This is a genomic window from Caballeronia sp. NK8, from assembly GCF_018408855.1.
In the GTDB taxonomy this organism is placed as follows: Bacteria; Pseudomonadota; Gammaproteobacteria; order Burkholderiales; family Burkholderiaceae; genus Caballeronia.
The window spans coordinates 16,794-30,281 of the sequence record NZ_AP024323.1 but is presented as its reverse complement, the minus strand read 5'-3'; the positions used below and the strand labels follow the sequence as shown (position 1 = coordinate 30,281).

Sequence of the window (13,488 nt, the reverse complement as noted above, 5' to 3'; positions counted from 1 at the left end):
TCGTTCATGCGGCCGGCGTCACGCGACGCTGGCCGCGTTCTTTCTGACGCGCGCCCGAGGCTTGCAGCCGGGTGTTATGCTCGACGGATAACATCCAGCCGCATGTCGCCCGCATGAACGCCGCCGAGTCCCTTCCGCCGTCTTCCATCGACGGTCAATCGAAATCACGTATCCGCTTCGGCATCATTCTGTTGCCGAACTTCACGCTGACTGCGTTCGCCGGTTTCGTCGACCTGTTGCGCCTGTCCGCCGACGAAGGCGATTTCAGCCGCCCGGTGCGTTGCTCGTGGAGCGTGATCGGCGAGACGCTCGCGCCGGTGCGCGCGAGTTGCGGCATCCAGATCACGCCGTGGGAAACCTACGATCAGGCCGAGCCGTTCGACTACGTCGTGGTAGTCGGCGGCCTGCTGCATTCCGGTCCCGCCACGAGCGAGGCGACGCTGCAGTTCATCCGCCGCGCTGCCGCATCGAATGCGACGCTCGTCGGCATGTGCACGGGCGTGTTTTCGCTGATGCGCGCGGGCGTGCTCGAAGGACATCGCATCTGCGTGAGCTGGTTTCACTACTGGGATTTCGTCGAGCGTTTTCCGCATGCCGATGAACGTGCGCTCGTCGCGGACCGGCTCTTCGTCATCGACAGAAGGCGGATCACGTGTTCGGGCGGGCGCGCGTCGATCGATGTCGCCGCCGCGATTCTTCTGCGTCACTTCGAGACGGCGACGGTGCAAAAGGCGCTGCGCATCCTGCTCGTCGACGACATGCAGAAAGGCAACGCACCGCAGCCGCATCCGCCGGGCCTCGCGCCCGCGACGCATCCGAAAGTGAAACGTGCGATCCTGCTGATGGAGCAGCACGTCGGGCGTTCGCTTACGCTCGATGAACTCGCGCACAAGCTCGATTTGTCGACACGGCAACTGGAGCGCCTCTTCAAGGCCGAGACCGGCAAGGCGCCGCAGGCTTACGCGAAGCAGGTGCGGCTGCGCACGGCCGCATGGCTGCTGACGAGTTCGGACAAGACCGTCGCCGATATCGCGTCGAGTTGCGGTTTCTCCGATGCCTCGCATCTCGGCCGCGAGTTCCGCAAGCAGTTCGGTGTGCCGCCGATGATGTATCGCGAGCAGGGCGGCGCGCAGGATACGCAGGAAGCGAATCAGGCAATGGATTACGACGAAGTTTTTCCGGGCCGCGCGCAGGCAATCTAGACGGCTTCCTTTCGGTCACGCGTTGCGCGGCTCGTCAAACCCAGGAGGAACGGCATGCAGACTCACGGATATTCGCAGGAAGAATGGAAGATGCGTTGCGATCTCGCGGCGCTTTATCGCGTGATCGGATACTTTCGCTGGACCGACATGATCTTCACGCATATCAGCGCGCGCGTGCCGGGCTCCGACCATCACTTTCTGATCAACCGCTATGGCGTGCTGTTCGACGAGATGCGGGCGTCGGATCTGGTGCGTATCGATCATGAGGGACGTCCGGTAGAAGCGGGCGCGGGCGATGATCCGGAGCGGTATCGCGTGAATCCGGCGGGCTTCACGATTCATTCGGCCGTTCACATGGCGCGCCCCGATGTGCTGTGCGTCGCGCATACGCACACGGCGGCGGGCGCGGCGGTGTCGGCGCAGAAGCAGGGGCTTTTGCCGATCAGCCAGCATGCGCTGAAGTATTACGGGCATCTCGCGTATCACGATTACGAGGGGATCGCGCTGGATCTCGCGGAGCGGGATAGGCTCGTGAATGATCTCGGCGCGCATAACGCGATGATTTTGAAGAATCATGGATTGCTGACTTGCGGAAAGTCGATTCCTGAGGCGTTTCAGGAAATGTATTTTCTTGAGCGCGCCTGTGAGATTCAGATTCGGGCGCTGGCGGGGAATGGAGAATTGAATTTGCCGTCGCAGAAGGTTTGTGAGTTGACGGCGGAGCAATATCGACGGGATGAGGCGGATGGGATTATGGCGCTGCAGTGGGAGGCGGCGTTGAGGATGATCGAGGTGAGTGGGAGGACGGATTATAGGAGTTAAGTTGATATCTCTCTGCCGGACGATGCAGATAGTTGCGTCGTCTGGCAATCCGCTGACCGGCGGCATTATTGATTTACAAAAATTGGTCCATTGCATGACGTGCACGCGTTAGATTGGAGTCCTTGAATTTCTGAAGCATTCGAGGATCTGGCGCATGGCGGTACGCTGCACATTCACACTCAACAACAAACAAACGTCGACGCTCGCGTGTTCGGGCTACGGCACGGTCGAGGCGTTTTCCGGGCAGATGCGAGGTCGCGACAACCCTGCCGAGGTCGCCACGAAAGACATTGGGCCGATTCCACCGGGTACCTACTACATCGTTGACCGTCAGTCGGGTGGGATGCTTGGAGATATCCGCGACCGTCTTGCCCCTATCGCGGGTTCTACAGACAGAACAAAGTGGTTCACGCTGTGGAATCCAAGAACCGGGGATTCGACCAAAATAAACGGGGTGATTCGAAGCCACTTTCGCATTCATCCGGAAGGTAGCCGTGCAGTGAGCGAAGGATGCATTACGCTCGTCAACCCCGCCGAGTTCGAATTGCTTCAGCGCTATATACGGCGATCGCCACCAGTGCTGCCCGTCCCGGGTTCTACGCTGAAGGCATACGGCACGGTTGAAGTGAAATGACCCGGATAGCGATACTGAAAGCAATGCGCGCCATATTGGTGGCCTTCGTGTCATTGATTCTTGGTTTCGCCATTACCCGCTTCATCCTCAGCAATTCAGGCATGATGCCTCTCTGGATGCAGGTGTCGATACGCGCTGTGCTGGCGGTTTTCGGATGGAGCGATCCAGGACCTGAAGACATCGTCGATGTAAGTATTCTCGGCACTCTACTTACGGGATTGATCCTTGCCGCGCTCGCCACACGCGCATTTTCAGGCCTCACGCGCCGCTTCACTCAGAGCGCTTTTCTAAATGTTGCTCTCACCGTCATTTCCTTCTACGGCGCCTACGTGATGTCCAGTTGGATCGAGGACACCCTGATCTCGCCGGCACCACGAAGCCTGGAGCCGGACGATTTTGAAATCCTTTATTTGTCCGGCCTGCTATTGGCTTGCTGGTTCGCGCTGTTCGCGGCGGCTTTGGTGCTGCTGCTAGCAATCTTTCGGATCCACGCATTCGTGCGCCGGAACTCCGAAAATTCATAACAATTCAAGTTTTTTATGACCTCCGATATTTTCGTTCATATCCAGGGAATCGACGGTGAATCCCAGGACGCCCAGTTTCCAAAGGCAATCCAGGCATTCCACTGGGAACATGTGATCGAGCAAACGTCGAACATTCATTCAGGATCGGGAGGCGGCGCGGGAAAGGCTTCCGTTTCCGATCTGTTGTTCCGGCACGACCTCGACCGCGCGTCCCCTAATCTCGCAAAGTATTGCCAGACCGGAAAGCACATTCCCGAAGCGACGCTAACCATGCGCAAGGCGGGCGGCACGCCATTCGTGTATTTCCGAATCACAATGAAGGATGTGATCATCACCAAGGTTTGGCCTTCCGTCGACGGTGCCCACGCCATTGAAACCGTCGGTCTTTCCTTCGCGAGCATGAAAGAGGAATACTTCGTGCAAAACGCGCAAGGAGGAAACGCGGGCGCAGTGACCGTGGAGATCGATGTAAAACAAAACCGCGCCGCGTAGCGCGAGGCGCGCATGCCTCAACCGCGGCATGCGCGACGCGTCACCGCCCTCAGTTCCCCGCCGCCACATACGCCTTCACCGCCGGCAACCCTTCCTTCCCATCAAACGTCTTCACCCCCGCGAGCCACTTGTCGAGCACGCCCGGATTCGCCTTCAGCCATTCACGCGCCGCCTTGTTCGCATCCGTCTTGTTCATGATCGGCAGCATCACGTGGTTCTCGATATCCGTCGTGAACTGCAAATTCGACACGAGCTTCGCCACATTCGGGCAGCGCGTGTCGTAGTCGGTCGGCGTGACCGTCAGCACCTTCGCCTCGCCATAGTTCGGCCCGAACACGTCATCGCCGCCCGCCAGATAGTCGATCTTCATCTGCACGTTCATCGGATGCGGTTCCCAGCCGAGGAACACGATCGGCTTCTTCTCGCGAAAGGCGCGATTCACCTCGACGAGCATGCCCGCCTCGCTCGACTCCACGAGTTTGAACTTGCCGAGCCCGTACATGTTGCTGTCGATCATCTTCTTGATGAGCGCGTTGCCGTCGTTGCCCGGCTCGATGCCGTAGATCTTGCCGTCGAGCTTGTCGTAGTTCTTCGCGATGTCGCTGAAGTTCCTGATGCCCGCCTGATACGCATAGTCGGGCACCGCGAGCGTGTACTTCGCGCCCGTGAGGTTCGGCGTCGGCAGGATCTTCACTTGATTCGCTTTCCTGAACGAATCGATCATCGGGTCCATCGTCGGCGACCAGTAGCCGAGGAACACGTCGATCTGCTTGCTCTTCACGCCCGCGAACGTGATCGGCACCGAGGCGATCGTCTTCGTCGGGTTGTAGCCGAGGCCCTGCAGAATGGTCGATGCAAGTCCGGTGGTCGCGGCGATATCTGTCCAGCCGACATCCGCGAAACGCACGTTCTTGCACGCGGCAGGCTCGGCCGCATTCGCGGCATACGCACCCGACAGCATCGCCGTGGCCAGCGACGCGATCCACAAGCATTTCATGTATCTCTCTCCCAGTTTTTTAAGGCACGAAGGCACGAACAGACCCGCGCGCGCGACTCGGCCGAGTCCGCACGGAGCGAAGAAAGCAGACCAGCAGGACGTCAGGCCGATAAACGGCGCTCCACGCTCGGCGCATGACCGAACTGCGCGCGATACGCCTTGCTGAAGTGACAAGGGGAATGGAAGCCGCAGATGCTCGTCACGCGCGCAATGGATGCATCCGTGTTGCGCAACAGCTCACGCGCGCGGCGCAGGCGCAGCGTCAGGTAGTAATGCGTCGGCGAGACATTGAGGAACATCTTGAACATGCGCTGCAAATGCCGCTGCGACAGATGCACGAGACGCGCGAGTTCTTCGAGCGACAGCGGCTCTTCGATGTTCGCCTCCATCAGCCGCACGACTTCGACCAGCTCGGCGCGCGAAAAGCCGACGCGCGCATCCACGGGAATGTGCTGGTAATCCGTCGAGCCGCGAATCCGCTCGACGATGAATTGCTCCGACACCTGCGCCGCATGCGCCTGTCCAAGCCGCATGCCGACGAGATTGAGCATCAGGTCGAGCGGCGCGGTGCCGCCCGTGCACGTCATGCGGTCGCGATCGATCACGAACAGCTCGTCCGCAAAACGCACATGCGGAAAGCGCTTGTTGACCGGCGACATGTCTTCCCAGTGCAGCGTGCAGCGATAGCCATCGAGCAGTTTCGCCGCGAGCAGCGCATACGGCCCGGTGCAGATGCCGCCGAGCGGAATGCCCGCCTCATGCGCGCGCTGCAAGAGCGCGATCACCTTGTCGTCGACATGATCGGCGACGTGCCAGCCCGCGCACACGATCAGCACGTCCGGCATGCCCGCCTCGTCGAGCGTGACGGTCGGCTTCACGGTGATGCCGTTGCTCGCACGCGCCGGTTCGCCGTCCGGCGTGATGATCGACCATCGATAATGCTGCGCGCGGCCGACGTAATTGGCCATGCGCAGCACCTCGACCGCGCTCGTGAACGCGATCATCGAGAAGTTCGGCAGCGTGAGAAAGCCGAAGTGCGCGAGATTGGACAACGGTGAATCCGTAACCGCTGGGACGATCGCGTCGCGCTTCATGTTTCAAGCCTCTCAGCCTTGTTGCGTCGCAGGCGTGCGGCGCACTTTCATCACGCTCCTGAGACCTGCGAACAGCGGGGCGCGCGCCATGCCGGGCATCCGTCCGAAGCTCTCGGTGATGCGGTCGAGAATGATCGCCAGCAACACCACCGACAAGCCGCTCTCGAAGCCGAGGCCGATATCCAGACGCTGGATCGATGCGAGCACGTCGTTACCGAGACCGCCCGCGCCGACCATCGACGCGATGATCACCATCGACAGCGCCATCATGATCGTCTGGTTCACGCCGGTCATGATCGACGGCAACGCGTTCGGAATCTGCACCTTGTAGAGCAGCTGGAACGACGTGCAACCGAAGGCCTGCCCCGCTTCCACGATCTCGCGATTCACCTGCTTGATGCCGAGCGCGGTGAGTCGGACGGCCGGCGGCATCGCGAAGATGACGGTCGCCAGAATGCCCGGCACGCGGCCCAGGCCGAACAGCATCGCAGCCGGAATCAGGTAGACGAAGGCGGGCATCGTCTGCATCAGATCGAGCACCGGGCGCACCCCCATCTCGACGTAACGGCTCTTCGAGGTCCAGATGCCAAGCGGTATGCCGAGCATCAGGCTGATGATCGTCGACGAGAGCGTGAGGCCCAGCGTGATGACCATCTGATCCCAGAAGTTGGTCGCGTAGATCAGCAGTAGCGAAGCGAGCACGAACGCCGCGAATCGCCAGCCGACGCGCCACAAGCCAATGCCGACGAAGATCGCCATCAGGAGCCACATCGGGATGGCCTGCAGGCCGTGCTCGACCGCCGCGGCGAATGTTTCGATAACCTTGCCGATCGAGTCGAAGGTTTTCGCGTCGTGATCGAGGAGATAGTGGACGCCGTGGTCCACCCAACTGCCAAGCGGAATGATTTCAGACATGGGAACCTCGATGGTGCGTAAGGACCTTCAGGACATTGCTCTTGTTGATCGAACCGCAATACGAGCCGTCCGCCTCGACGACGGGCAGCGGCGCCGGACTCGCGACCACCCGGTTCACGACTTCATCGAGCGCCATGCTGCGCGCGATGCATTCGATGGGCCTGATCTGCGGCGCGGCATTGCCGTTGGCGTCGCGCCCGACGAAGCCGCGGATGCGGCGCTCGCCGTCGAGCACGAAGGCGTAGTCCGCACTGCCGTTGAGCGTCGCCGCAACGCTCGATGCGTCGATCTGCGGCGAGTGTTTCATGAGCGGCACTTCGTCGATCTGCATCAGATCGCCGGCGGTCAGATAGCGGCTCGTGTCGATGCCTTCGAAGAACGCTTCCACGTAGTCGTCGGCGGGATTGGTGATGATTTCCTGCGGCGTGCCGATCTGCACGACGCGGCCGCCTTCCATGATCGCGATGCGCGTGCCGATCCGCATCGCTTCTTCCAGATCGTGCGACACGAAGAGAATCGTGCGGCGCTGCTCGCGTTGCAGATCGAGCAGCACATTCTGCATTTCCTTGCGCTTGAGCGGGTCGAGTGCGGAGAACGCCTCGTCCATGATCATCAGCGAAGGGTTCACCGCGAGTGCGCGCGCGAGGCCCACACGCTGCTGCATGCCGCCCGATAGCTGCGCGGGCAGCTTCTGCGCGAAGGGCGCGAGGCCGACCTGTTCCAGCACGGTCATCGCACGCTTTTCGCGCTCCTTCTTGCCGACGCCCGCGACCTCGAGGCCGAATGCGGCGTTGGAAAGAACGGTGCGCTGCGGCATGAGCGCGAAGGACTGAAACACCATGCTCATGTCCTTGCGGCGCAGGGACGTGAGTTCCGAGCGCGGCACGGCGGCCACGTCGCGGCCGTCGATCAGCACCTTGCCCGCGGTCGGTTCGACGAGCCGGTTGATGAGCCGGATCAGCGTGGATTTGCCCGAGCCTGACAGGCCCATGAGCACGAATATCTCGCCTTCCTTGACGTCGAAGGAGACGTTATGGACGCCGACGATCTGTCCGGTGCGCTTGAAGACTTCTTCCTTCGTCGCGCCGCCGGCCAGCATGTCGAGCGCCTGCTTGGGACTGTTGCCGAACACCTTGCACAGTCCCTCGACTACTACCTTGGGGGAATTCATCGAATATCTCCTGGCGTGCGCGGACGCGCGTCCACGCTCTGCATACATAGTTGCCAGAAAAAAGTCGCATCAGCCGACTATTTGCGACAACCACATGTGGAAATACGACACTGGAATAAGGAGCGCGTTCTTTGGAACGAGGCGGAGCCTTGCTGGACAAGGGTTTGCGGGCAGCGAAGAGAACGATCTTGCGATTTTCGGCGTGTCGCGCCAGAACAAGTCGGAAGGCTTTTTTTCGATGCAGGCGGCGCGAGAAGCAGCGCGTCAGCAGAACGAAAGGGAGCAAACTGCGTCGCGCGCGTGGAGCGCAGAAGGTAGATACGTCCGAAGTGACGCTGGGAACGGCAGAAAAATGCTAGAAAAACTACAAGAACAAGAAAAATGAGCGGGCGGGTCGTGCGGCATGTGCCGTCGCGTATTGCTGGTGTTGTGTTTCCCGCGCCGCCATCAGACGCGCATTACAGGCGGATGCCGAAAGCCGTGCCGCGTGCCTTGCGCTTGCGCTCCGATTCACGGAAACGCGCTTGATACGAGTAGTCTTTGTCCATCGGCAGATGCGGCGATTCGAACAGCGAAGCAAATTTTTGCAGCAGGGCGAAGAGGTAGCTCATGTCTGACTCCGGTTAGCGATAGAGGGTTTTCCCTTAGAGCGGATTATAGGGTTTGCCCTGATCGATTTCTAGTGCAACGCAACATTTTTCGGATAAGAAGTCAGTAGTTTTTCTACATAATTACCGGCCCGGCGATCTCAAAAAAGAGGGCCGGGTGGGAAACGCCCGTGCGACGGCCTCGTGCTATCAAGACGCGCGAAAGCGCGACACGCCGCCGCAGGGCGGGGTGTCGCAGGAATGTGACAACGAGGGTCAGTGCGCCGATGAAGGGGCGCGATGGTGCGCGTGCTGGTTCGGCGCGGAAACGCGCTTGCTGGCGTTGACGGGCTGAACGGGCGCGGTGCCGTCGGAGTCGCGCGGCACATCGGACATGCCGTGCGTGAGGCGCAAGCTGACGGTCGAGGAATCGGTATCGAAGAGCGAGGCGAGCGTCGCCTGCTGATTGAGCATCAGTTGCTCCATGCGATCCTGCTGGACCTTGCCGTCGCGGCTCATGTGCAGCAGCACGGCCGTCTGCGCGATGCCGGTCGCCACCGTGACGAGCATCACGCAGACGATGATCGTCAGCATCGTCTTCATGCGACGTGCGTGGGCGGCCGTGGACGTGCGCTGTTCCGCGACCACGGCGTACAGCGCGTCGATGGTGTCGGCGAATGCGGTGGCGCGGGCGCGGTCGAGTTCGGGTGCGTGCGGCTTCGCAAGCGGCGCACTGCCGGTGCGATCGCCGCGATCGCTCGCGATCAGCGCCGAGGCGATAGCGGCAACCGAATGCGGCGCGCTATCCGGCGCGACGGACGTGCTGATGCTCGCGGATCGCGTCGCGACAGCGGCAAGTGCGCCCGTTTTGACTGGCGGCGTCGGTTCTTCCGGAAACAGCCCCTGCACCGGTGCGACCGGCGCCACGCTTTCGCGCGCCGCGCGTCTGGTCTCGCCGCTTGCGCCCTGCGACGCCGTCCCGCAATTCGATTGCACTGCCGCGAGAAACACCTCTGGCAACTCGAAGCCTTCGAACGTACCCTGACGGATATCGGTGTTGAGCGCCTGCAAATGTGCGCGTTCGGCGTCGTCGGCGAACAGGTCGAGCGTTTCGCCGCCGCGCGCGCCGTCGCTCAGTTGAGCGAGACGCTGCGCCGAGCGTGCGGCGCGGGCGAGCTTCTTTTCGGTATCGGCGCTGGATGACGTGGCCTGCGCTGCGCGTCGACGGCGCGAGGGTACGGCGGAATCAGGATCTCTCTTTACTGCGGAATCTGGCATAGGTTCGAAAGACGGCGGCCTCTATGGCCCGGCATGCAAGGCACACCGGCGCGTCGGCGATTATTTTCGAGAGGCCGCATTGTCGCATGGCCGCGTGCGCAAACCAGCATCATCACGATGAATTCAGGTCGCATCGTCCTCGCGAAACTCGCGCACGACGTCGAGTTGTCGCAAACGCTCGCAGATCGCCTGATATTCCAGAGCCGATGCGCGCGACAGTTCTACCCGCACCTCGTCCAGATCGGGCGAATCGTCGCTTTGCTGCACGACGAACTGCTTCACGCGCACGCTGCCGGGCCCGAGCGCCTCGTGCAGCGCATGAAAGCTGAGCGAGCCGCGCTCCACGAGCATCGTCAGCTGGCGGCGCTGCTTCACGCTGATGAAGCGGCGTTCGAGCGGCTTGATCCCCGCCAGAATGATGAGGATGATCGCCGTGGCCGCGATCGACGCCGTGTACAACCCGCCGCCGACCGCAAGCCCGATTGCCGCGACCGACCAGAGGCTCGCCGCCGTGGTCAGCCCGCGGACGATTTCGCCACGCAGCAGAATCGAGCCCGCGCCGAGAAAGCCGATGCCCGACACGACCTGCGCCGCGACCCGCGACGGATCGAGCACGACGTGTTCGTTCTTCAGCGCATCCGCAAAACCGTACGCGGACACGATCATGATGAGCGCCGAGCCGACGCACACGAGCATGTGCGTGCGCAGTCCCGCCGCCCACGAAAGCCGCTCACGCTCGAAGCCGATCACGCTGCCGAGCGCGGCGGCCATCACGAGCCGCGACACGATTTCGATATTTCCCAACATGTTTTAGCCTCCTCTCGGTAAGAAGCACGACGCGCCTTGCGAAGACGCGGCGCGCGCCGGGCCGGTTTTGCTATCCTTTCCTGTTGCGTGTGCCTCGAAGGCCACGCGCCCCTCGGACCCATAAGAGTCTCCGTATGCAGGATCAGCAATCAAACGCTTCGCAGCCGATGCAATCGGCGAGCCCGGATTCCGCCGCGCAGTTGCGCGCGCATTTCTCGAACATCGTGCTGCCCATCTGGCGCGGGCCGGGCTTCAATGCGGCGCTCGGGCTGGCCTATGAAGCCGTCGCGCCGGACGATCATGCGCCGCTGCCGCCAAAGCGCTATCGCGCGATGGCCTGCGCGCGCCAGCTCTTCGTATTCTCGGAAGCCGGCGATCTCGCGCACGCCGCGACACTCTTCGAATCGCTACGGCACTATTTTCAGGACAGACGAAACGGCGGATGGTTCTACAGCGTGAATGCGAGCGGCGCGCCGCTGGAGCGCCAGAAGGATCTGTACACGCATGCGTTCGTCGTTTTCGCGTGCGCGCATTACGCGAAAAAGAGCGGCTCGGCGGACGCCTTTGCGCTGCTCGATGAAACCTCGCGGCTCATCGAGGCGCGTTTTTCGAGCAATGGCGATCTGCTGAACGCGGCGCTCTCCGAGGACTTCGGCGCGACGCTCGAAACGCCCTTGCAGAATCCGCTGATGCATCTCGCCGAAGCGTGGCTCGCCGCGCGCGAGGCAACCGGCGACGCCGCCTACGACAAGCGCCTCGCGTTGCTGGCGCAGTCCGTCGCGGATGCGTTCGTGCACGAGCCGAGCGGCGCGATCGCCGAATTGCCGATGGGCACGCCAGGCAACCGGCTGGAGCCGGGCCATCAGTTCGAATGGTATTTTCTGGCGCTGGGGAGCAAGCACGCCGCGTTCGAAGCGGCGGGGCTCAACGAAAGACTCGCGCGCGCGTTCGATTTCGCGCAGCAATACGGCGTCGACCGGGAAACGGGGGCCGTGTGCGCCGCGCTCGACGAAACCGGCCGCGTGATCGACGGCACGCAGCGCATCTGGGCGCAGACCGAATATCTGCGCGCGCTGGCCACGCGCGGCGACGACGCCGGCCAGCAGATCGCGCGTTTTGGCGCGCGTTTCCTGCATGAGACGGGCTGGGTCGAATGCCGCTCCGACAAGGGCGACATCACCCGCGCGGAAATGCCGTCGACGACGCCGTACCACCTCGCGACGTCGTACGCGGCGCTGCCGGACTGAGCGGAATCAGGCGAGCTGGAACACCGAAACCGCCGCCTTCAGTTGCCGCGTCTGCTCATGCAGCGACGACGCGGCCGCCGCGGCCTGCTCGACGAGCGCCGCGTTCTGCTGCGTCATCTCGTCCATTTGCGTGACGGCCTGATTGACCTGCTCGATGCCCACGCTCTGCTCCAGCGACGACGCGCTGATTTCCGCCATCATCTGCGTGACGCGTGAAATCGACGCCGACACTTCGCGCATCGCCGCGCCCGCGCGTTCGACCAGCACGGAGCCGTCGCTTACCTGCGCCACCGATTCGCCGATCAGTTCCTTGATTTCCTTCGCCGACTGCGCCGAACGCTGCGCGAGGCCGCGCACTTCGCCCGCCACGACCGCGAAGCCGCGCCCCTGCTCACCCGCGCGCGCCGCCTCGACGGCCGCATTCAACGCGAGGATATTGGTCTGGAACGCGATGCCGTCGATGACCGAAATGATCTCCGCGATCTTGTCCGAGCTCGACGCGATGCCGCGCATCTTCTCGACGACATCGTCGACCACGCTGGAGCCGCGCGAGGTCGCGCTGAGCGCGTCGCCGGCGAGCGTGTTCGCCTCGCGCGCGTGCTCGGCGTTCTGGCGCACGGTCGCGGTCAGCTCTTCCATGCTCGATGCGGTTTCTTCGAGCGAAGCCGCCTGATTCTCCGTGCGTGCGGAGAGATCGGCGTTGCCGCTCGCGATTTCGTCGGCGCCGAAGTTGATCGAATCGGATGTCTCGCGCACGGTCTTCACGGTGCTCGCGACGCTCGCCTGCATCGTTGCGAGGCCCGCGAACAGGCGGCCGATTTCGTTGCTGCCGCGATCCTCGATGCGCTCATCGAGACGCCCCTTCGCGATGCGCTCGAAATGCCGGCCCGCTTCTTCCAGCGGCTCGATCACGCCACGGCGCAGCGCGACGTGCACCAGCGCGATGCCCGCGATCAGCGCGACGAGAATCACGATGCCCACCGCGCGGAACCACGCGTAACGCGTGTCGATCGACGAAAGATAGGCGCGGCCCGCTTCATCGCCGAAATTGACGAAGTTCTGCTGCTCCGCGAGATAGCGATCCTGGAAGCCCTGCGTCGGCTGGTCGAGAAACGCCTGAATATTGCCCGCGTCGAGATACTGCACGAGCTCGCTCAACGCCTTCGAATAGTCGGCGTACTTCGCCTGCAGCGCGGCCGTGCGCGCCGCGTTTTCCTCGCCCGTCTTCGGCGCGTTCAGGAACGCTGTGAACGATTTGTCCGCCGCCGCGATCTGCTCGCGCGCGTGCTGGACGATCTCCGTCGGCTCGGAGCCGCCGCGCACCATGCGCGTGCCGGCGCGCGAAAGGTTGATGCGCGCGTCCATCAGATGCTGCGTGGTCTTGTTGACCGCGTTGACCTGCTTCAAGGCGATATCGGACAGGTTGCCGACATCGTCATGCGTGCGCGAGAGCGACCAGAAACCGAGTCCTTCCGTGACCAGCTGAAAGAGACAGAACACCACCAGAACCGCGAGCAAACCCGATGAAACCTTGATCTTTCCGAACATCTCTTGCACCCACACTTTCCGAAATAGGCCCGCCCATCGCGGGGATAGTGCGGGTTTACGGCAACCAGGCCGGAAAGCTTGAATCGTTTGCCGCGCGGCGTGTCTACGCGAATGCGGGACGCCGCCGGAAACGTTCCATTGCACAATATTTGCGTCACTTCCTTGCAGTG

Annotated in this window: 15 protein-coding genes; 7 read left to right on the top strand and 8 right to left on the bottom strand. The window is 62.3% G+C overall.

The genetic code is table 11. From position 1 onward, the window contains the following. The first annotated feature begins 113 nt into the window (after positions 1-113). From NK8_RS14795 to NK8_RS14775, 5 genes are all read left to right on the top strand, one after another. Positions 114-1,202 carry a GlxA family transcriptional regulator gene (locus NK8_RS14795; protein WP_213229635.1) on the top strand — a complete coding sequence of 363 codons (1,089 nt, stop codon included), beginning with the start codon at positions 114-116 and terminating at the stop codon, positions 1,200-1,202. Between the two features lie 54 nt (positions 1,203-1,256). Next, the gene (locus NK8_RS14790) at positions 1,257-2,024 is read left to right on the top strand and encodes a class II aldolase/adducin family protein (RefSeq protein ID WP_213229633.1); all 768 of its coding nucleotides are present in this window, start codon (positions 1,257-1,259) and stop codon (positions 2,022-2,024) included. A 154-nt stretch (positions 2,025-2,178) separates the two neighbouring features. Next, on the top strand, positions 2,179-2,658 hold the full coding sequence (locus tag NK8_RS14785; RefSeq protein WP_213229631.1) for a DUF2778 domain-containing protein: 480 nt from the start codon (positions 2,179-2,181) through the stop codon (positions 2,656-2,658). A gap of 23 nt (positions 2,659-2,681) precedes the next feature. Then, complete coding sequence (locus NK8_RS14780) at positions 2,682-3,182, top strand: hypothetical protein (RefSeq protein WP_213229629.1); 501 nt, start codon at positions 2,682-2,684, stop codon at positions 3,180-3,182. A 15-nt stretch (positions 3,183-3,197) separates the two neighbouring features. Continuing rightward, on the top strand, positions 3,198-3,674 hold the full coding sequence (locus NK8_RS14775; RefSeq protein WP_213229627.1) for a type VI secretion system tube protein Hcp: 477 nt from the start codon (positions 3,198-3,200) through the stop codon (positions 3,672-3,674). A 49-nt stretch (positions 3,675-3,723) separates the two neighbouring features. Here the strand turns inward: NK8_RS14775 and NK8_RS14770 are convergent, their stop codons facing one another. The 4 genes from NK8_RS14770 to NK8_RS14755 form a co-directional block, all read right to left on the bottom strand. Beyond that, the gene (locus NK8_RS14770; protein ID WP_213229625.1) at positions 3,724-4,671 is read right to left on the bottom strand and encodes a choline ABC transporter substrate-binding protein; all 948 of its coding nucleotides are present in this window, start codon (positions 4,669-4,671) and stop codon (positions 3,724-3,726) included. A gap of 101 nt (positions 4,672-4,772) precedes the next feature. Continuing rightward, on the bottom strand, positions 4,773-5,765 hold the full coding sequence (locus NK8_RS14765) for a GlxA family transcriptional regulator (RefSeq protein WP_162066913.1): 993 nt from the start codon (positions 5,763-5,765) through the stop codon (positions 4,773-4,775). Positions 5,766-5,777: 12 nt separating this feature from the next. Next, on the bottom strand, positions 5,778-6,680 hold the full coding sequence (choW, locus tag NK8_RS14760; protein WP_162066912.1) for a choline ABC transporter permease subunit: 903 nt from the start codon (positions 6,678-6,680) through the stop codon (positions 5,778-5,780). Then, entirely contained in the window at positions 6,673-7,851 is a 1,179-nt protein-coding gene (locus NK8_RS14755; RefSeq protein ID WP_213229623.1) for a glycine betaine/L-proline ABC transporter ATP-binding protein, read from the bottom strand. Before NK8_RS14755 ends, choW begins: the two co-directional genes overlap by 8 nt. A gap of 94 nt (positions 7,852-7,945) precedes the next feature. Between NK8_RS14755 and NK8_RS14750 the strand changes: the two genes are divergently transcribed. Then, the gene (locus NK8_RS14750; RefSeq protein ID WP_162066910.1) at positions 7,946-8,236 is read left to right on the top strand and encodes a hypothetical protein; all 291 of its coding nucleotides are present in this window, start codon (positions 7,946-7,948) and stop codon (positions 8,234-8,236) included. A 73-nt stretch (positions 8,237-8,309) separates the two neighbouring features. On the opposite strand, the gene NK8_RS14745 is transcribed toward NK8_RS14750, so the two are convergent. The 3 genes from NK8_RS14745 to NK8_RS14735 form a co-directional block, all read right to left on the bottom strand. Continuing rightward, positions 8,310-8,462 (bottom strand): hypothetical protein, encoded by a 153-nt coding sequence (locus tag NK8_RS14745; protein WP_174258038.1) that lies wholly within the window; start codon positions 8,460-8,462, stop codon positions 8,310-8,312. Between the two features lie 252 nt (positions 8,463-8,714). Then, the gene (locus NK8_RS14740) at positions 8,715-9,716 is read right to left on the bottom strand and encodes a hypothetical protein (RefSeq protein WP_213229621.1); all 1,002 of its coding nucleotides are present in this window, start codon (positions 9,714-9,716) and stop codon (positions 8,715-8,717) included. Positions 9,717-9,839: 123 nt separating this feature from the next. Then, a complete protein-coding gene (locus tag NK8_RS14735; RefSeq protein ID WP_162066908.1) occupies positions 9,840-10,523 on the bottom strand; it encodes an MgtC/SapB family protein in 684 nt (227 codons plus the stop codon). 134 nt (positions 10,524-10,657) lie between these two features. Between NK8_RS14735 and NK8_RS14730 the strand changes: the two genes are divergently transcribed. Next, positions 10,658-11,770 (top strand): AGE family epimerase/isomerase, encoded by a 1,113-nt coding sequence (locus NK8_RS14730; protein WP_225936303.1) that lies wholly within the window; start codon positions 10,658-10,660, stop codon positions 11,768-11,770. 6 nt (positions 11,771-11,776) lie between these two features. On the opposite strand, the gene NK8_RS14725 is transcribed toward NK8_RS14730, so the two are convergent. Then, positions 11,777-13,318: a methyl-accepting chemotaxis protein gene (locus tag NK8_RS14725; protein ID WP_213230366.1), complete on the bottom strand. Its 1,542-nt coding sequence runs from the start codon at positions 13,316-13,318 to the stop codon at positions 11,777-11,779. Between the last annotated feature and the right edge of the window lie 170 nt (positions 13,319-13,488).